The 19,095-nt window shown below is 57.4% G+C and carries 19 protein-coding genes; 8 read left to right on the forward strand and 11 right to left on the reverse strand.

Annotated elements, in window-relative coordinates:
• Positions 1-100 precede the first annotated feature (100 nt).
• From ACYZTZ_RS16050 to ACYZTZ_RS16060, 3 genes are all read left to right on the forward strand, one after another.
• Positions 101-859, forward strand: coding sequence for an SDR family oxidoreductase (locus ACYZTZ_RS16050; RefSeq protein ID WP_461998939.1), 759 nt, complete (start codon positions 101-103; stop codon positions 857-859).
• A gap of 79 nt (positions 860-938) precedes the next feature.
• Positions 939-1,340 (forward strand): nuclear transport factor 2 family protein, encoded by a 402-nt coding sequence (locus ACYZTZ_RS16055; RefSeq protein WP_461998940.1) that lies wholly within the window; start codon positions 939-941, stop codon positions 1,338-1,340.
• Positions 1,341-1,701: 361 nt separating this feature from the next.
• Positions 1,702-2,142, forward strand: coding sequence for a hypothetical protein (locus tag ACYZTZ_RS16060; RefSeq protein ID WP_461998941.1), 441 nt, complete (start codon positions 1,702-1,704; stop codon positions 2,140-2,142).
• 73 nt (positions 2,143-2,215) lie between these two features.
• Here ACYZTZ_RS16060 and ACYZTZ_RS16065 read toward each other — a convergent pair whose 3' ends face one another.
• The 6 genes from ACYZTZ_RS16065 to ACYZTZ_RS16090 all read right to left on the reverse strand — a co-directional run bounded on the left by ACYZTZ_RS16065 (position 2,216) and on the right by ACYZTZ_RS16090 (position 8,100).
• Positions 2,216-3,229: a GlxA family transcriptional regulator gene (locus ACYZTZ_RS16065; RefSeq protein ID WP_461998942.1), complete on the reverse strand. Its 1,014-nt coding sequence runs from the start codon at positions 3,227-3,229 to the stop codon at positions 2,216-2,218.
• A gap of 179 nt (positions 3,230-3,408) precedes the next feature.
• The gene (locus tag ACYZTZ_RS16070) at positions 3,409-4,518 is read right to left on the reverse strand and encodes a quaternary amine ABC transporter ATP-binding protein (protein ID WP_461998943.1); all 1,110 of its coding nucleotides are present in this window, start codon (positions 4,516-4,518) and stop codon (positions 3,409-3,411) included.
• The gene (locus tag ACYZTZ_RS16075; RefSeq protein ID WP_462000682.1) at positions 4,508-5,371 is read right to left on the reverse strand and encodes an ABC transporter permease; all 864 of its coding nucleotides are present in this window, start codon (positions 5,369-5,371) and stop codon (positions 4,508-4,510) included. The genes ACYZTZ_RS16070 and ACYZTZ_RS16075 overlap by 11 nt, the downstream gene beginning before the upstream one ends.
• Before the next feature lie 154 nt (positions 5,372-5,525).
• Positions 5,526-6,527, reverse strand: coding sequence for an ABC transporter substrate-binding protein (locus ACYZTZ_RS16080; RefSeq protein ID WP_461998944.1), 1,002 nt, complete (start codon positions 6,525-6,527; stop codon positions 5,526-5,528).
• A 41-nt stretch (positions 6,528-6,568) separates the two neighbouring features.
• On the reverse strand, positions 6,569-7,408 hold the full coding sequence (locus tag ACYZTZ_RS16085) for a pyrroline-5-carboxylate reductase family protein (RefSeq protein WP_461998945.1): 840 nt from the start codon (positions 7,406-7,408) through the stop codon (positions 6,569-6,571).
• A gap of 32 nt (positions 7,409-7,440) precedes the next feature.
• Positions 7,441-8,100, reverse strand: coding sequence for a TetR/AcrR family transcriptional regulator (locus ACYZTZ_RS16090; RefSeq protein ID WP_461998946.1), 660 nt, complete (start codon positions 8,098-8,100; stop codon positions 7,441-7,443).
• A gap of 135 nt (positions 8,101-8,235) precedes the next feature.
• Here ACYZTZ_RS16090 and ACYZTZ_RS16095 point away from each other — a divergent pair, with 135 nt between their 5' ends.
• Both ACYZTZ_RS16095 and ACYZTZ_RS16100 read left to right on the forward strand, forming a co-directional pair.
• The gene (locus ACYZTZ_RS16095; protein WP_461998947.1) at positions 8,236-10,272 is read left to right on the forward strand and encodes an oxidoreductase; all 2,037 of its coding nucleotides are present in this window, start codon (positions 8,236-8,238) and stop codon (positions 10,270-10,272) included.
• Between the two features lie 20 nt (positions 10,273-10,292).
• Positions 10,293-10,673 carry a cupin domain-containing protein gene (locus ACYZTZ_RS16100; RefSeq protein WP_461998948.1) on the forward strand — a complete coding sequence of 127 codons (381 nt, stop codon included), beginning with the start codon at positions 10,293-10,295 and terminating at the stop codon, positions 10,671-10,673.
• Here ACYZTZ_RS16100 and map read toward each other — a convergent pair.
• The 3 genes from map to ACYZTZ_RS16115 all read right to left on the reverse strand — a co-directional run bounded on the left by map (position 10,670) and on the right by ACYZTZ_RS16115 (position 12,328).
• A complete protein-coding gene (gene map, locus ACYZTZ_RS16105; RefSeq protein ID WP_461998949.1) occupies positions 10,670-11,461 on the reverse strand; it encodes a type I methionyl aminopeptidase in 792 nt (263 codons plus the stop codon). The genes ACYZTZ_RS16100 and map overlap by 4 nt on opposite strands.
• Entirely contained in the window at positions 11,458-11,724 is a 267-nt protein-coding gene (locus ACYZTZ_RS16110) for a ParD-like family protein (protein ID WP_046046601.1), read from the reverse strand. Before ACYZTZ_RS16110 ends, map begins: the two co-directional genes overlap by 4 nt.
• Before the next feature lie 133 nt (positions 11,725-11,857).
• Positions 11,858-12,328: an Lrp/AsnC family transcriptional regulator gene (locus ACYZTZ_RS16115; protein WP_056741847.1), complete on the reverse strand. Its 471-nt coding sequence runs from the start codon at positions 12,326-12,328 to the stop codon at positions 11,858-11,860.
• Positions 12,329-12,534: 206 nt separating this feature from the next.
• On the opposite strand from ACYZTZ_RS16115, the gene ACYZTZ_RS16120 reads away from it, so the two are divergent.
• Entirely contained in the window at positions 12,535-13,773 is a 1,239-nt protein-coding gene (locus ACYZTZ_RS16120) for an MFS transporter (protein WP_461998950.1), read from the forward strand.
• Between the two features lie 54 nt (positions 13,774-13,827).
• On the opposite strand, the gene ACYZTZ_RS16125 is transcribed toward ACYZTZ_RS16120, so the two are convergent.
• Entirely contained in the window at positions 13,828-15,048 is a 1,221-nt protein-coding gene (locus ACYZTZ_RS16125) for an MFS transporter (RefSeq protein ID WP_462000683.1), read from the reverse strand.
• A gap of 121 nt (positions 15,049-15,169) precedes the next feature.
• Positions 15,170-15,751: a TetR/AcrR family transcriptional regulator gene (locus ACYZTZ_RS16130; RefSeq protein ID WP_461998951.1), complete on the reverse strand. Its 582-nt coding sequence runs from the start codon at positions 15,749-15,751 to the stop codon at positions 15,170-15,172.
• Positions 15,752-16,050: 299 nt separating this feature from the next.
• Here ACYZTZ_RS16130 and ACYZTZ_RS16135 point away from each other — a divergent pair, with 299 nt between their 5' ends.
• Both ACYZTZ_RS16135 and ACYZTZ_RS16140 read left to right on the forward strand, forming a co-directional pair.
• Positions 16,051-17,730, forward strand: a complete 1,680-nt coding sequence (locus ACYZTZ_RS16135) for a thiamine pyrophosphate-binding protein (protein ID WP_461998952.1) — start codon at positions 16,051-16,053, stop codon at positions 17,728-17,730.
• Positions 17,731-17,853: 123 nt separating this feature from the next.
• Positions 17,854-19,071, forward strand: a complete 1,218-nt coding sequence (locus ACYZTZ_RS16140) for a DUF3422 domain-containing protein (RefSeq protein WP_462000684.1) — start codon at positions 17,854-17,856, stop codon at positions 19,069-19,071.
• Positions 19,072-19,095 lie beyond the last annotated feature (24 nt).

Below are 19,095 nucleotides of genomic sequence, written 5' to 3' on the forward strand. Positions count from 1 at the left end.
GCCAATTTAGTGTCACCCCCCTGCACGACGCATCGGTCGACCTGTTCATCTGGGCGGCGCGCTGGACGGCCTTTATTTTCATCCTTCCAGGAGAAGTGTCATGCGTATGACCGGCAATACTATCTTCATCACCGGCGGCGGCTCCGGCATTGGACGAGGCTTGGCTGAAGCCTTCCACACGCTCGGCAATCAGGTGATCATCTCTGGCCGGCGGATGGAGCGGCTACAGGAGACGCTCGGCGCCAATCCGGGTATGGCCGCCATTGAGCTCGACATTACCGACCCGGACAGCATCCAGGCGGCAGCGCAGAAGCTCATTTCCAATTACCCGAACGTGAATGTGCTGATCAACAATGCCGGCGTCATGATGCTGGATCACGCAGACAAGCCAGTGGACGATGCGCTCGCACTGTCGACCGTCACCACTAACCTGCTCGGCCCGATTCGCATGACCTCGGTCCTGATCGAGCATCTGAAGGCGAAGCCTGATGCGGTGATCGTCAACGTCTCCTCCGTTCTCGGCTTCGTGCCGATGGCAGTGACGGCGGTCTATTCGGCGACCAAGGCGGCCCTCCATTCCTACACGTTGTCACAGCGTTATCTGCTGCGCGAACAAGGCATCCAACTGATCGAAATCGCGCCGCCTTGGGTACGTACCGAGTTGCTCGATAGCAGCGAGGAAGAGCGCGCCATTCCTCTCGACCAGTTCATTACGGAAGCGATGAAGCAGTTCGAGAGCGGCGTGGACGAAATCCTCGTATCACCCGCCGAGGCGATGCGTGCCAACCCTGGCCCGAATGAGCATGCGTGGGTCAATCAGTTCAACGACATGATCGCAGCCGGGCCCGCGTTGGGCTGACCGCGACGATGTCAGAACTGGCAACATCAGGCGGCCTCAGCGATCGTCTGTCCCTCATATTGCTAACAGGACCAAGACCATGACCGCACGCACACCCGCCGAGAACAAGGCAATCGTTCTCGAAGGCTTCGACACCCTATTCAACCGCAAGGATTTGGCTGCGGCCGAACACTTCTGGTCGCCCTCTTATATTCAACACAGTGCTCATGTGCCCCCAGGTCGCGAGGGCCTGTTCGATCTGGTCGCCGCGGGGTCGCCCACACTGCGTTATGAATGCCAGCTCGCGGTGGCGCAAGGCGATTTCGTCATGCTGCACGGCCGATTCTCTGGCCTCGGCCAGCCGGTGAACTGGGTCGTGGTCGATATTCTCCGCCTCGAGAACGGCGTGATGGTCGAGCATTGGGACGTCATCCAGGACGAGGCCACGCGCGAAAGCTCCGCGGGCGGCCATCCCATGTTCGGAGATCATTTCCCGGGCTGACGCCCCTTGAACAACCACTCGGTCGTTTGTTGCGGCGACGAACAACACAGGGCGTCGGTCTCGTCGAAATACTTGGCTATTGGCCCGCGCCTTGCTTTGGCATCTTTTGCGTGATGGGCGTTGCAGGATGCAGACCGCAAGCCTGGCAACGATCATGGAGTTTATGCAGGACCTGAACGGGGTGTTGATTGTGGTAAGCATCTAGACGACAGGCCGCCCCACTTTCAGGAACACCCCAAGGTTGGGGACTTTCGCCCGCCAAAACTGGCAGGCTTATTTATTGCCAAATTTCATTAAAGGCAGGCTGTCCACGCTCCGCGCGCAAATAAAAAAATAAATGAACTACAAGGGGAGCCCTACCTTGAAAACTTCAACAATCTGCGTCGCGGGCAGCCTTTTGGTTTCGGTCGCGGCGTCTGCTACAGGGATGATTCCCGTCCTCGACCTGGACTTCACAAGGTCGGCTGCTGAAACGCTGAAAAAACGGGGAATCAACGACGCTTGTATCGTTGCCGCTTCAAACCCGAAAACGTTCACCTATTGCCGAGAAGGATCGCCAACGCTCTGGAAGTATCAGGCTTTGGATCTGGAACAACAGGCGGTGATCCTGAATGACGAAAAGTTGCTCCTGACAGACAACGGGCAAATCACCGTCGCAGAAGTCGATAGCGCAGCCTGCCAACAAGATAACCCTGTGCCATTGGTTAAACCGGCTATTACTCGTGGGCTGGGAGTCGGCCTGATCACCCTGTTTCTATTGATTGGCTTGCGATATGCCTACCGGGCAAACCGCCGCCCGTAACCAAAATATGATGGGTAAAGGGTCGGCGTAAATCTGCGCAAATCACGAGTAAGCACAGACTCAAGAAGCAGTGCTATTTGACGAGTCGTGTTTCCTTGGAAGGCCTGTATCCGAAATACGAGCTATAGCACTTGCTGAAGTGGCTGGGCGATACAAAGCCACACGCAACCAACACGTCCACCTGGGACAGCTCCGTGTGCTGGAGCAGTCGACGCGCCTCGGTAATTCGCAGCTCCATGTAATACCGTTGCGGCGTTGTGCCCAGTTGCTCCTTGAACAAGCGCTCGAGTTGTCGACGCGAACGGCCTGCGTATACCGCCAACTGCTCCAACTCCAGAGGCTCTTCGAGGTTGGCATCCATCAGCTTCACCACCTCGCGTAATGGCGCACTCACGCAGACATTTTCAGTCGGTTTTATCCGCCGATAACGCGACTCCTCGAAAGCCAGAATGTCCTCAATCCCCTCGACGAGGGCTTTGTCGTGCAAGCCTTTGATCCAGTCCAGCGCCATGTGGAATGCCCCCGAGGGACTGGAAGCCGTGAGCCGGTCTCGATCAATGACGTAGGGCTCACTGGTGACATGCGTCGCCTTGGAGATTTCCGCGAGTGCGGGGCGATGTTCGGGGTGAATCGCGCAACGATATCCGTCAAGCAAGCCTGCCCTTCCCAGGAACCATGCGCCATTCCACAACCCGGCCAGACTGACACCCTGGTCTGATGCAGCCCTCAACAGGGAGATGAGTTCATCCGTCGCTTTGAGTTCTGTCCTGTAACCGCCACAAATGACCAGAAGGTCCAGGTCCTGGATCGCTGAGCCATCGAAACGGGCATCCGGCCGAATGACCAGGCCCAGGTCACTGATGACTTCCTCATCGGTCAAGCCAAACGTTCGGGAAGAGAACAACCCGGGTCGCAGAAGATTCGCGGTGACAATCGTATCCAGTGCTTGCGTGAATGCGGGCAGCGAGAAATGCTCAAGCAACAGAAATCCTGCCCGAACCATTTGAGTTTTCTCGTTGGGGTTCTCATTCAGATAGCGGAGATTTTTCCCCTTCATTCCTCCGCTAAATTGGCGTCGTTCGATCAATGTTCGACCTACTCGGTTACGTAACCCAACCTGTCGTTGGGTGCGTTGATAAACCTCAATGCTAACTGTAGAAGTTTCAAAACCACTAGCGCCATTTTTGCGATTGATCAGGCCAGCTGAAAGCCGTGACGTAGAGGGTCCTTATCCGTTTTCCATGACGAACTGAAAAACCAAGAAGATTACTCCTCGGCGAGCCGTGTCACTTTCGCTGCGGCTCGTAACTGAACCACCTGTGATTCCTCGCTCACCGTCGAGGTGACCATCGTTGCAATAATGGACTTGAGCGCCAACTGCCCCACCGGCTGACCCTGACTGTCAGTGACTACCAATTCGTCGAGTCCCGCTTCAACCAGTCGTTTGACCGCCGACTCGAGTGACGTCCCCATGGTTACCGCCAGCGTTGCTCCAGCCTTCGCCCGAACAAACGGCCGCATGATGGCCTCGACGCTGATCACCCGCCCCCGGTTCACTTCCTTGACGAAGTTGGCAATGTAATCGTCGGCAGGACTCATGACGATCTCCTGCCGGGTGCCTTGTTGCACCACCTCACCGTCACGCAAGATAGCGATGCGATCACCGATGCGCAGCGCCTCATCAAGGTCATGGGTAATGAACACGATGGTCTTCTTGATCTCTTTTTGCAGGTCCAGGAGCACCGATTGCATGTCCATGCGGATCAGCGGATCAAGGGCCGAGAAGGCTTCATCCATCAACAGGATCGGCGCATCACTGGCCAGTGCCCGGGCCAGGCCAACGCGCTGCTGCATGCCGCCGGAAAGCTGATTGGGATAGTGACGCTCGTAACCTTTGAGCCCTACCCGATCCAGCCAGCCCCTGGCGATCTCTTCTTGTTTGCCACGGGGCAATCCCTGGATCTCCAGCCCATAGACCGCATTGTCGAGCACGGTCCGGTTCGGCAGCAGCGCGAACTTCTGAAACACCATGGAAATTCTGTGCCGGCGAAATTCTCGCAAATCATTCTGGCTCATCTTGAGCACATCCACGCCACCGACGATGACTTCGCCGGCCGTGGGTTCGATCAATCTATTGATATGTCGGATCAAGGTCGATTTGCCCGAGCCGGAAAGCCCCATGATCACCTGAATGCCCCCCGACGGCATGCTGATATTGATGTCCTTCAAACCCAGTACATGACTGTGATTGCTCAGCAGTTCGGCCTTGCTCATGCCCTGTTTGACCCTCTCGATACTGGCATGCGCCTGGTAACCGAAGATCTTGTAGAGATGCTTGATTTCGATGCCGAAATCGTTGGTCAGATTAGTGGCCATGGACCCGCTCCAGATGCTTTTGCAACCTTTTGCCGTAGGCTTGGCTGACTCGATCGAAGATCACCGCAATACCGACAATGGCCAGGCCGTTGAACATGCCCAGGGTGAAGTATTGGTTGGAAATGGCTTTGAGCACCGGTTGCCCGAGCCCCTGAACCCCAATCATCGACGCGATGACCACCATGGCCAGGGCCATCATGATCGTCTGGTTGATGCCGGCCATGATCGATGGCAACGCCAGAGGTAACTGGACATTTTTCAGCTTCTGCCAGCTGGATGAGCCAAAGGCGTCGGCACACTCCATCATCTCGGCGTCGACGTGGCGGATACCGAGATTGGTCAGGCGGATCATTGGCGGCAAGGCGTAGACCACGACCGCAATCAGCCCCGCGACCTTGCCGATCCCCAGCAACATCACCACCGGAATCAAATAGACAAAACTTGGCAGGGTCTGCATCACGTCCAGTACTGGGCTGACCAGGTTCTGCAGACGATTGGAGCGGGCCATCGCGATGCCGGTCGGCAAGCCGATGACAACGGATATCACCGTGCAGACGAAGATCATCGACAGCGTCTTCATCGTGTCGGACCACATGTCCAGATACCCGATAGCCATCAGCGTGAACACGCAACCCAGGACAATTTTCCAGCTGCGGCTGGCGAACCAGGCAATCAGGGCGACCAGCACAATGATGATCGGCCATGGCGTCGTGGTCATGAACCGTTCGGACTGATTAAGGAACACTTGCAACGGCTGGAAAAAGGCCTCGAAGCTATCGCCGTAGGTGCTGGTGAAATTGCGAAAGGCACCGTCGATGGCCTTTTTCAAGGCCCGGAGTCTTTCGTCCTCCATATGTGGAAAGCTGAGTAACCACTCCATGACATTCCCCTTTCGTAGAAGACCGTAAGAACGCTGGCAGGTCATTTCAATACATGGGTGTTTTTATTGTTGTCTGCGCAAAGGGGTCGATGCAGCCTGTCGCAACGGGCTGCATTGACCCGAGAGATTAAAGTGCAGCTTTGATCTTGCTGCTCGCTTCAGGCGTGACCCACTGACTCCAGAGCGCTTCGTTGTTTTTCAGGAAGTACTTGGCGCCTTCCTCCCCGGTGGCCTGGTTATCGGTCATCCAGGCAATCAGTTTGTTCACCGTCTCGTTGGACCAGGCGCGCTTGTTCAGGTACGCCATGACGGTCGGCGAGCGAGCCGCGAAGGATTTGGTGGTCAAGGTAAAGACCCGATCGATCGGCCAGCCATTCGGTTTTGGATCAGGGCAGTCGGCGACCGTATTGCAACGTTTCCACTCCACCGGATCGACAGCAAGGCCATTTTCCAGTTTCACCATCGGGTACTTGCCCAACAAGGCGGTGGGCTCCCAATAAAACCCCAACCAGGGCGCCTTGCGCTCGTAGGCTTTGGCAATGGAGCCGTCCAGCGCCGCTGCCGAACCGGTATCCACCAGCACAAAACCGGCCTTCTCGAAGCCATAGGCCTTGAAGAACTGACTGGTCACCACGGTGCCGCCCCAACCTTGGGGGCCGTTGTAGATCGCGCCTTTTTTCTTGTCGTCAGGGGCCGGGAACAGTTCGGGATGCTTCTTCACATCATCGAAGCTCTTGATGTCGGGGTGGGCGTCAGCAATGTACTTTGGAATCCACCAGCCTTGAGAACCGCCGTCGGATAAGGAGCTTGCTGCCTGAACCAGGTTACCGCTTTGAATACCCTTCTTCGCGACCTCCGGAACCAGGTCGATCCAGCCTTCGGGGGCGATATCGGGCCGACCCTTTTCAGTCATCGAAGTGATGGTTGGAACCGTATCGCCAGAGACCAGATCGGCATTACAACCGTAGCCGGCATTGAGGATCAGCTTGTCAACATTGGCCATCACTTCGGCTGATTGCCAGTTCATGTTGGCGATCGTCACATCACCACACTCAGACGCTGACACCCAACCCGTGAAGGCAACAATCCCCAGTGCAAGTCCCGTCTTCGAGAAAGACTTTATATTCATAAACGCTAACCTCGATTGCGGCCAGAGTTAAGGAGGGCCAACTACCGCGTCATTGGACCTTCTTTCGTGTCAGCAGAATGGGCAAATGGACTCATGGAACTGGCGACCGAAGCCGCCGAATCCAGACCTGCTTTTATTGTTTTATCGAAGCCGTCGGCGATCATCGCTTCAAGGCCCGCCGCCGTGACGCCGCGGTAACTGATGAGCGCCTGCAAGAGTTCGTCGACGGTGTGCCCATTGCCGATCAGCTGGCTGGCATCGACCACCACTGCATTGGCGGCGCGCTGGGCAATGGCGGGAGGCAAGCCGCTATTCACGGCATGTTGGAACAAGCTGCGAGCCAGCAACGCCGGGTAAGCAGGCCCTGTTCCCACCAGCGCTGTCAGGTAGTTCAACTGGTGTTCGGTAAAGACTTCATCGGCGCTGCCGAAGGTTTCGAACAGCCGCTGGGCGAACGCTTTCTGCTCGTCGGTGACCTCTTGCGTGACCAACCACGGTGTATAGGACTTGCCGATCTCTGCGGCGGCATTGGCCATGGCGCGAATCACCTGACGACTGCCAGTACGCTGTACCACCTCTTCCAGGGACACGCCGGCCATCAACGAAATCACCAGTCTGTTTTCAGCAAAAATCTTCACGTCGACAAACTGCTCGGGACGTACTGACACGATGACCACATCACTACGTTCCACCAGTGCCTGGTTGTCCCGCGTTACCGACACCTGTGACCACTTGGCACTCGGTAACGGGTTGCTGGTGCTGCGATTCGAAAGCACCAACGCACCGGGCTGAACAAAAGCCTTGTCGAGCATCGCCAGAGCAATCGAGCGGCCAAGCCATCCCGATCCACCGATAATGCCTATCGTGGGTTCGTCGAACATTTGAACCTGCCTTCGTCAGTCAGAAGTCGCGGTCAGTCAGGGGTTGGCGGTGAAACTTCATCCATCACAAACCCATGGCGGGAGTAGAAGCGTTTCAACTCGCGTTCCAGGGGTTCCTGGCCGGTGAATATCTTCACGTACTCGGGAATCCGCCGCATTCGCTCCCCGACATCCTCTCGGGTGTTGGTGCTGATATAGCCAATCTGCGTCAGGTAAATCGTTCGAGCTCGCACATCGGCGGCGTCAAATGCATAGTCGAAACGCACGAACATCCGGATAAGGGCTTCGCGCCTGGCAATGTCGGCCACCCGGATATGTTCAGCCACTTCAGCGGACTGCAAGGCCCAGCTGCGCATCGCAAATTCAAACTGTGAATCGAACAGTTCCGGGTTCAGCCAACAGTCGAAAACATTGAGCATCGCCTCGGCAATGCTTTCGGCATAACACTCCGTCTGGGCGATCAGATTGCCGGTGTTCTTCACCCGCCAGCGCTCGATCAATGCGGCGAGCAGCTCTTCGCGATCCTTGAAAAACCAGTAAAAACTGGTTCTCGACAACCCCAGTTTTTTGGCCAGCGGCATCACCCGCACCGTGTCGACACCGCACTCGGTCAGGCTTTCATACGCTGCATCGAGCCACCCTTCCAGGGACCCTCTCCAGCCGGTTTCTACTGCTTTGGTTTGTTCGTTCATGGCTCGATCCTAGTCGCTCACCCGACACCGCGCAAGCAAAATGTACACCTGTGTCTAGCTTGTTGACACAGGTGTACATTTCATCCTAACGTAATTTCAACGTAGGTCCTTGCCCTCTTCCGGAGAGTCTTGACGATGCTGAATGATCCGCTCCTCCAGCCCTATCAGTTGAAGCACCTGACTCTCAGAAACCGCATCATGACCACCGCCCACGAGCCGGCCTATCCCGTAGACGGCATGCCCAAGGATCTCTATCGCGCCTACCACGTGGAACGGGCGAAGGCCGGCGTGGCCTTGACCATGACGGCTGGGTCTGCTGCGGTTTCGCGGGACAGCCCACCGGTGTTCAACAACATCCTCGCCTACAAGGATGAGGTGGTCGGCTGGATGAGAGACCTCAGCGACGCCTGCCACGAACATGGCGCTGCGGTCATGATCCAGTTGACCCATCTTGGTCGGCGCACGCGTTGGGACAAGGGCGACTGGTTGCCCGTGGTCTCACCGTCATTCGAGCGAGAGGCTTCCCATCGCTCCTTCCCGAAGAAGATGGAAGACTGGGATGTGGAACGCATCATCAAGGACTATGCCGACGCCGCCGAGCGGATGAAATTTGCGGGTCTGGACGGCATCGAGCTGCAAGCCTACGGGCATTTGATGGATCAATTCTGGTCGCCGCTGACCAACGACCTCGATGGCCCCTATGGCGGTTCCATCGATAACCGGCTGCGCTTTACCTTCGACGTCCTCAGCGCCATTCGCCAGCGCGTCGGCCATGAGTTCATCGTCGGTGTGCGTTATACCGGCGACGAACAACTGCCCGGTGGACTGACCCCGGCCGATGGTCTGGACATCTCCAGACGTTTGAAAGACAGCGGCATGGTGGATTTTCTTAACGTTGTGCGTGGACACATCGACACCGACGCTGGCTTGACCGACCTGATTCCGATCCAGGGCATGCGCAACTCACCGCACCTGGACTTCGCAGGAGAGATTCGCGCCGCCACCGACTTCCCCACCTTTCATGCGGCGAAGATCCCGGACGTGGCCACCGCCCGCCATGCCATCGCCTCGGGCAAGATCGACATGGTGGGCATGACCCGCGCGCACATGACCGATCCCCATATCGTGCGCAAGATTATCGAGGGTCGCGAAGAGGATATTCGCCCCTGTGTCGGCGCCAACTATTGCCTGGACCGGATCTACCAGGGCGGTGCGGCCTATTGCATCCACAACCCGGCCACCGGCCGTGAAACCACCCTGCCCCATGACATCCCCAAGGCGCCGAGGAAACGCAAAATCGTGATTGTCGGCGCCGGTGTCGCCGGGCTGGAAGCGGCGCGAGTGGCGGCCGAGCGCGGTCACGAGGTGGTGGTATTCGAAGCGGCCAATCAGGCCGGTGGCCAGGTTCGGCTCACCGCGCAATCGGAGCGGCGGCGGGAAATGATCAGCATCGTCGAGTGGCGCATGGCCCAGTGTCTGGCCCGAGGCGTCAGCTTTCGTTTCAATACCTGGGCCGAGGCCAGCACCGTCCACGACGAAAACCCGGACGTGGTGATCATCGCCACCGGCGGCCTGCCCCACACCGAGATTCTTTCTGCGGGCAATCAGCTGGTGGTCTCGGCCTGGGACATTATTTCCGGGGATGTGAAACCCGGGCGCAATGTCCTGCTGTTCGACGACGCGGGTGATCATGCGGGCCTGCAGGCCGCCGAGTTCATCGCCAAAAGCGGTGCAAAAATCGAGATCATGACGCCGGACCGGACCTTCGCACCGGAAGTCATGGCGATGAACCTGGTGCCCTACATGCGCTCGCTGCAAGCCCTGGATACCACCTTCACCGTCACCTTCCGACTGCTCGCCGTCGAACGCGAGGGCCATGATCTGCTGGCGACCATCGACAGTGACTACGGCAGTGCGCGCAAGGTCCGACGCGTCGATCAAGTGGTGGTCAACCATGGCACCCGACCGCTGGACGAACTGTATTTCGAGTTGAAACCCGTCTCCAGCAACGGCGGTGTGGTCGAACATCAGGACCTGATCGTCGGCAACCCACAAAGCGTGCTGACCAACCCGGACGGCAGATTCCAGTTGTTTCGCATTGGCGATGCCGTGGCTGCGCGCAACACCCACGCGGCGATCTACGATGCCTTGAGACTGGTCAAGGACTTGTAAACGAACCCAGGTGAAGAATCATGCCAAGAGATGAAACACCCTCGTGGAGAATTGCCGGAAAAAACGGCATTCAGGGGCCGGTCGAAGGTTCTCTCTATTACTCGTCCTCGATGGATGACTGGTTGCCGACAAAGGCTGAAGGCTTCTGGATCAAACCCCTGTTCGAGGACAGCGAGCGCGGTGAAAAAACCCTGTTGATGAAAGTCGACCCTGGCGCGCATGTCGCCAGCCACACCCACGAAGGGGAGCTTGAGCAACTGTTCGTGCTGCAAGGCTCATTCTTTGATCAGGATCGAACGCTGAACGTCGGCGACTACTGTTGCCGCGCCCCCAACGCGGCACACAGTGCGGGCTCGGTACAAGGGGCCATTCTGATGGTGATCTATACGCGCCGCGCCTAAACGATAGCGGGATACCCATCGACACTGTCGGGCCAACGGGTCAGAACTTCGAAACCGTCGTCAGTGACCGCGACCATATGCTCCCACTGAGCCGAGAGTGAGTGATCCTTGGTGACTACGGTCCAGCCATCAGCCAGGGTTTTTACATGGCGTTTGCCAGCGTTCAACATGGGTTCAATGGTGAAGATCATGCCGGCTTTCAGTTTCAGGCCCTGGCCTGGGAAGCCGTAGTGAAGGACCTGCGGCTCATCGTGATAAATCTTGCCGATACCGTGACCGCAGTATTCGCGCACGACGCTGAACTCGTCTCTTTCGGCCACCGTCTGAATGGCATGGCCAATGTCACCCAGGGTAGCGCCGGGGCGGACGACGCGAATACCGGCACACATCGCTTCATAGGTCGTCTCTGCCAGGCGTCGGGCATCCGGGCCGGGCTCACCCACGAAGTACATGCGGCTAGTGTCGCCGTACCAACCCTCCTTGATAACGGCAATGTCGATATTGACGATGTCGCCATCCTTTAGTGGCGTGGCCGAAGGAATGCCATGGCAGACCACCTGGTTGACCGATGCGCACACGGTTTTCGGGAAGCCGTGATAGCCGACATTCCCCGGAATCGCTTTCTGCACATTGACGATGTAGTCATGACAGAGCTGATCCAGTTCATCGGTAGTGACCCCCGCTTTGACGTGGGGAGCAATCATGGCCAGCACCTCGGCGGCCAGCGTGCCCGCAGCCCGAGACATGGCTATTTCTGCCGGGGTATTGAGCTTTACATTGGCCTTCATTGCTTGGCTCCTGATGCTGCATCAACCTGGGCGCTTTGCGAAAAATCGGCGAGTGCGCATAGCTGTTTTACATCGAGGCCGCCAGCCAGTTCGGCACGAATCAGCACGCGGCAGATGTCGCTGTGATCCAGGTTGGGATGTAACTCGGCAAGCATCCCGATGCGCATCCAGTGCTCGGCTTGGGCGTTGATCGAGCGACTCAACGCATCGCTGGCGACGCGCAGATTCTCGTGCATGGCTTCTGAAATTTTTACGATACCCACTGCTCAATCCAATATGAAATGTATATGGATCGTATATTAGTCGGTAGTCATGTGAAATTGCAATTTCACGGACAAAACGCGCTGAGGCCGCCTGGATTGAAGGCGGGTCAGGTGGAGCCGATGGTGATCGGGTTCAGACCGGCACGCGAGTGGTGTACTTCACCCGCGATAACGCGAACTGTGAGCTGGCATTCGCAACAGAGGGATGTCGCAACAGGGTGTGCATCAAGAATTGCTCGTAGTCTCGAATATCAGCCGCGACGATCCGAAGCAGGTAATCCCATTCGCCCGATACGGTGTAGCACTCGAGAATGTTCTCCTGGTCTGCGACGAAGCGTTCGAAGACTTCGGCATCCTGCTCGCCGTGGGACTTGAGCCGCAGCGAGCAGATCACATCGACATCGCGATTGACTGCCCGTCGATCAATCAAGCGAACGGTAGCCCCCAGGACGCCTGTTTCTTCCAATGCCCGAACTCTTCTCCAGCAGGAGGCTGGCGAACTGGACACCGCTTCAGCCAACGCTATTCCATTGAGGCTGGCATCGGACTGCAAGGTACGAAGGATACGTCGATCCAGATTATCGAGCTGAATGATTTTTTCCATTTTAGGCCTACTTGTGAATTCAGAATTTCATAGTAGTGCACCACCACGAAATACTGATCAAACAATATCGGCTCCAGTCGGCAAACTAACCATTCAGTTTGTCCGTCACTCTTTTCCCATCAAACCAGGCGATCTGCCTCGGTAGGGACGCAAACCGCACAGTGCTCCGTGCCTGTGCTCGTGCGCGCTGTGGCGGTGGAGATCTCATGCGGAAAATCAGTTTTTCCCCGGCCGGCATCGTCATCCTGTCGGGCGTGGTCGCCGCCCTGCACCTGGGTAAGGTTTCCCCGGCCATTCCCGCTCTCCAGGCCTCGTTGAACCTGACGATGGTGCAGGCAGGGTTCCTGCTATCGCTGACGCAACTGGCGGGTATGCTTGCCGGCGTTTTGATCGGTGTATTCAGCGATGGCATGGGGCTGCGCAGAAGTATCGTTAGCGGTCAGATGATCCTGTGCGTCGCCAGTGTCATTGGTATGGGGGCGCGGCAGCCCGATGAACTGCTGATGCTTCGAGCCCTGGAAGGCTTGGGCTTCCTTCTCACAACATTGCCGACGCCCGGATTGATACGACAATTGGTTTCTCGCGAGCGCCTGGCTTTACATCTGGGGCTATGGGGATGCTACGTAGCGATCGGTACGTCCATTGCTTTTATCGCCGGCCCCATATTGATAGAAGTTATGGGATGGCAAGGGTGGTGGGGCGTTCCGGCCATCTGTTCGGCCGTAATGATTATCTGGCTTGTACGGGCCGTGCCATCCGATCGACAGCGCCGGCCACCAGAGACTGCCTCTGCGCGGCGGACAACGGCGCCCAATGAAGTCTGGACGCATCGACTATGGACCACGCTGAAGGCGAGTGGCCCCTGGCGTGTAGGCATCGCCTTTGCCATGTACGCGGGGCAGTGGATTGCCGTCATCGGCTTTCTGCCATCGATCTACGCCGACACCGGTTTGTCGGTGCCGATGGCAGGTGCGCTGACGGCGCTGGCCGCGTTCGTCAATATCAGCGGAAGTACCTCGGCAGCGCTTTTGCTGCATCGGGGTATCAGTGCCAGGCGGCTGTTGATGGTCGGATACATGTGCATGGCCATCACGACGCTGTTCGCTTTCGGCCAGTTCACTCAAGGCATGCCTGTCTTGCGTTATGGCGCCGTACTGGTCTTTTCTGCCGTCGGCGGGGTAATCCCGGGGACGCTATTCATGCTCGCCGTGAGCGTTGCGCCCAGTGAACGAACCGTGTCGACGGCTGTGGGTTGGGTGCAGCAGATTTCATCAATGGGCATGTTTGTCATGCCGCCACTGCTGGCCAAGTTGGCCGGTTGGGCGGGTGGATGGCATTGGACCTGGTTGGCGTCAGGACTGGCATCGTTGATTGGCCTGCTGCTTGCGACTGGCTTGGCACAAAGCGATTACGTTCCATCTATGCCAGAGACGGATTATTTGTGAGGTCAGGGCCTATGAGGTCGCCCCTGCCCCACGATCCGCACCGTTGAACCACTCCTATTGCAAGATTGCTCGATGGCCAGACTTGAAGCCATCGTTCCTGGCTTGCCAAACCACGAACAGACCGAGCACCGCCAAAACCAGCAGCGTTGGGGGAAAAGAACTGGGTCCCTCCTTCTCCAGCAACAGCCCACCAACGATGCCACCCGCTGCCACTGCCAGATTGAAAATGGTGACCAGCATCGACTGCGCGACATCGGCGCCGTCGCCGGCGGTATCGGCAATGGCCGTCTGTAGCAGCGTTGGCGCCCCACCGAACGTCAGCCCCCAGATCGCAATGCTCAGGAGCACAAGGCCGGGCGAGGTGCTTGCCATTCCCAACACCAGCGCCGCCATCGCGAAAACTGCCAGACTAAGAAGCGTCAGCGCGCGCAACCCGCGATCCACCCACATTCCTGTGACTGCGATGCCGACGATAGAGGCGACACCGAAGAGTAGAAGCACGAGGTCTATTCGCTGGCCAAGTCCGACGGAAACCAGGAATGGCGCTATGTAGGTATAAAGGATGTTGTGCGCAAGTATCCAAACGAAAATCACAAAGAGTATCGAGCGCAACCCTGGGGTCAGAAGAATGCTGCGGATCGGCTGACGCTGACGTTCAGTTTGTCCCGCGTAGTCAGGTACGCCAAACCGCACCCACACGAACAGCAGTAACGCGAGGGCTGACATGATCCAGAACACGCCACGCCAATCAAACAGAGCACCCAGCCAAGTGCCCAGGGGCACACCGAGACACAAAGCAACCGGTTGACCGATACCGACCACCGCCAAGGCCCGTCCCTGCAAATCATGGGGCACCATGCGGCGTGCATAACCGGCCAACAGTCCCCATATCACGCCCGCCGCCATTCCGGCGATGAAGCGCGCGACCAGGGTCAGTACATAGTGGGAGGACAATGCCGTCACGGTGTTGAAGACCAACAACCCGCCGATCGCCATCAGGAACAACGGCCTCCTGCGCCATTTTCGCGTAGCAGCAACGACCGGAATCGCCGCCAGCACCGAACCCAAGGCGTAGAGCGTAATCAACTGACCCGCCATGGCCTGCGAGACGCCCAGCCCCTGCCCGATCAGGGGCAGCAGGCCGGCAGGCATGGTTTCCGTCATGATGGTGATGAAGCCAGCCATCGTAAATGCCAACAGTCTCCACACAGGTAGCCTTTGCGCAGAAGACGTTTCGTCGGGCCCCGTTGTTATCAATCCATTGTCGCGTTGCATGGTCATCCTGGTATCCCTGATAAAGACTTCACTCCCTGGAATGATCGTTCCAGTACTGGACAAAAAAATCCTGGCCGATGCCAGGTATCGCGCTCGCGACGCCGGAACAATCGCTTGCGCGCTACAACGAATCTAGCGCGACATCGACCACATCCAGCAAGCGTTGCCGACGATTCTGGTGAGCGCTGCCTTTACTCAAGACCCGCAGGCCCTGGATCGTGTTCACGATAAAACGTGCGAGCGCGCGAGGGTTCTTATGCATGGCGATTTCTCCTTCTGCCTGGCCACGGATGAGCGCGCGCTCCAACGCTTTCTCCAGACGCAGGAAGTTACGCGAGACCAACTCGGCAACGGACTCGTCCTGGCCGGCCAGTTCCAGTGTGGCATTGGCGACAAGGCAGCCACGTTGCCCGGTATTGCTGAGTTCATCATTCACGATCCTCATCAGCAGTTGCTGGATCAGTCCTTTGACCGAGCCAGACTCCTCGAGCAGCGCTACGTTCGTGACAGTCAGATCGTGATACCGGCGCAGTGCATGCTCGTACAATCCATGCTTGTTCTCAAAGGCGTTGTAGAGGCTGCTTCGAGACAATCCGGTACCGTCAACCAGATGCTGTATCGACGTGGCGCAATAGCCGAGTTGCCAAAAAACCTGCATGGCAGCGTCGACAATTTCGTCGTGCTCAAATTCCTTGGGACGCATCGGATTACTTCTCTGGAATGATCATTCCAGAAAGGTACGGACTTCCTTTTCGCCAGTCAAGGATGGTATGAGGCACCCACCTACTCCGTCTCACCGGGAAAATCTGGCGACTTGAAGTCTGACTTCAATAGCTGAGGGAATGAAGTGCTGAGCAATCATCGTTTGTACCCCTACTCGATGATGCTCAGAATTCGTGGTGCAGACGTTAGCCGTTGTTCTTCCAATTGATCGAGTCAGTACCTGTCAGAAAGAGAGCGATTCACCCTTTCACACCGCACCATTCGACTCAGGAGATAACAATGAATAAAACCATTTCTCGTCGTAGCGGAGGTCAGATATTGGTGGATGCCTTACGCATCCATGGCGTCAAAAGAGCTTTTTGTGTTCCGGGAGAAAGCTACCTCGCGGTTCTCGACGCATTGCATGACGTGCCAGAAGAAATCGATCTGGTGGTGTGCCGTCAGGAAGGTGGGGCGGCCTATATGGCAGAAGCCTACGGCAAGCTCACTGGAGAGCCTGGCATCTGCTTCGTGACCCGAGGCCCGGGTGCAACGAACGCCTCGGTTGGCGTTCACACCGCGTTCCAGGATTCATCGCCGATGATTCTGTTCATTGGCCAGGTCGCTCGCGATCAGCAGTATCGCGAAGCCTTTCAGGAAGTTGATTTTCGCCAGATGTTTGGCCCCTTGGCGAAATGGGTCGTGCAAATAGACGACACCCGCAGAATTCCCGAACTGATCAGCCAGGCGTTCCACCGAGCGGTCAATGGCAGGCCTGGGCCTGTCGTGGTCGCACTGCCGGAAGACATGCTGACCGAAATGGCGGAAGTCAGTGATGCAGGGCCGTTCACACGCGTATTGATGACCCCGGCAGCCGAGCAAATGGCCGCCATGCAGCAACTGCTTGAGCGATCGGAGCGGCCATTGATGGTGCTGGGTGGCAGCGGTTGGGATACCGAGTCAGTACACGACATTCGCCTTTTTGCTGAACAGCAAAATATCCCGGTTGCCGCCTCCTTTCGCTGCCAGGACCTGTTCGACAATCGACACCCGAACTATGTCGGTGATCTTGGTTTCGCCGCGTCAGCGCAGCTGTCCTCCGCGGTAAAAAACGCCGACCTGCTGTTGGTCGTGGGCTCCAGAATGGGTGAGGTTTCAACGGGCGGATATGCGGCCTTGGACATCCCGGTACCGAAGCAAACCTTGATCCATATTCACCAAGGCATCGAGGAACTGGGGCGGGTTTACCAGCCTGCGTTAGCGATAAACAGCAGCATGTCGACCTTTGCCAAATCAGCCGCAAAACTTCCGGCGGTGACCAGCCAGATAAAGAGTGAATGGACGCGCACCCTCAACAAAAACTACCGCGAAAATCTGCAACACTCGCCCTCCCCAGGCGACGTCCAGATGGCGGAAATCATTGAGTGGTTGAATCGCAGACTTCCGGACAACGCGATCCTGACCAATGGCGCCGGAAATTATGCCGTTTGGCTTCAACGCTTCTATCAGTTCCGCCAATACCGCACCCAGCTAGGCCCTACCAATGGCTCCATGGGCTACGGCGTTCCTGCTGCTGTGGCCGCCAAACTGACGTGCCCGGATCGAGTGGTGGTTTCGTTTTCAGGGGATGGCTGCTTCTTGATGAACGGCCAGGAGATAGCGACCGCAGCGCAATATGGCGCCAATGTGATTTTCGTTGTGATCAACAACGGAATGTACGGAACCATCAGAATGCACCAGGAACGCAATTACCCTGGACGCGTGTCAGGCACTGAATTGCGCAACCCGGATTTCGCCGCACTTGCCCAAGCCTATGGACTGCATGGCGAGGTGGTAACAACCACGTCGGAGTTTGCACCAGCGTTTGAACGCTGCCTTGAAATGTCCCGACCATCCTTGATTGAGGTCAGAGTCGACCCTGAAGCGTTGACCCCTCGACTTAGCCTGACTCAGATCAGAGAGCAATCAAGCAAGAAGTAACCCATTTCTTCCGTTTTTGGCGCCTGAGTCACGATTTACAAGGCGCCTTTTTTTGAGCTTGTGACTCATCAGTTCATCGACCTGTCCCACCTACAACAGCAGTCGATCAATGGCCTGAACAGCATGCATCCGCAAAGACAAACCCTGCACAACGAACTGCACGCGCGTCCGTCACTGTACTTCGACGAACCGGCCCATGTGTTTCATCTGGCCTTCCTTGGCGGGGAACCGGAGTGCAATGCGCTGCTGGAGCGCTGCGGCCCTACCCCGATCGATCCTCATGCCGCCCAAGGCATCACCCAACTCGATGGCCACGCCCTGAAATGGGAGCGCCACGCCGAGTTCTTCACCCTGACCCTGGTGGTCACTTCATCCAGCGATGACCTGTCCTGGACATCGCTGCCCGAGGTGCTGGCGCAGAAGGTCGAAGCGCATTTGCCGCAGCTGATCAACTCGGTGCAGATCGTCGTGCGTGGCGAAGCCGGTCTGGACCTGGCCGGCTACGGCTTCAAGGACCCGTGCGGTTCCTGCGTGGGCGGTGGCGATGCGGTGGTCTGGAGCGATTTTCGTCTCAGCGAGGACGGCAACAACCACATCCTGTTCGTCAACCGGCGCCTCAACGCCTACCGCCAAGGGCGGATGATCCGTCGTCTGCTGGAAATCGAGACCTACCGCATGATGGCCTCGCTGTCGTTGACCACGGCCAAGACCTTGAGCGCGCAACTCGATGTCTTTGACAAGACCTTGGTCACCCTCTCCGAGCGTAACGCCGACGCTGACAGCGGCAACGCGAAAGCCCTGCTGGCGGACATCTCCAACCTGTCAGCCCAAGTCGTCAGCAGTACCGCGAAAACCCGCCACCGCTTCAGTGCCACCCAAGCCTATGCGCAACTCGTGTACGAGCGCCTGGGCGAGTTGCGGGAAAGTCACGTAGGCGATTGCCAGCGCCTCGGGGTGTTCATCGAGCGCCGCTTCAAACCCACCGTCAGGTACTGCACCGCCACCGAACAGCGCCTGGAGCACCTGGCCAAAAGCGTGGCCAACCTGGGCGACCTGTTGCAAGCCCGGGTTCAGGTGGAAATGGAAGAACAGAACTCGGAAATTCTCAAAAGCCTGAACGCCCGCGCCGACGCCCAGATCAAGATCCAGCGCGCCGTCGAAGGTCTGTCGATTATTGCCATTACTTACTACCTGCTGAACCTGCTCAAGCTTGGCTACTCAGGGTTGCACCTGCTCGGCGCCGAGGTGGCCCCGCGAGAGGCGATGCTGGCGATGACGCCCCTCGCGATTGCGATCCTTGCGCTGATTATTTTCCGCATCAAGAAAGTCAAAGAGCACTGAAACGGTGAATCGCCGGGAGGCGCC

It is taken from the genome of Pseudomonas sp. LB3P58, assembly GCF_054897895.1.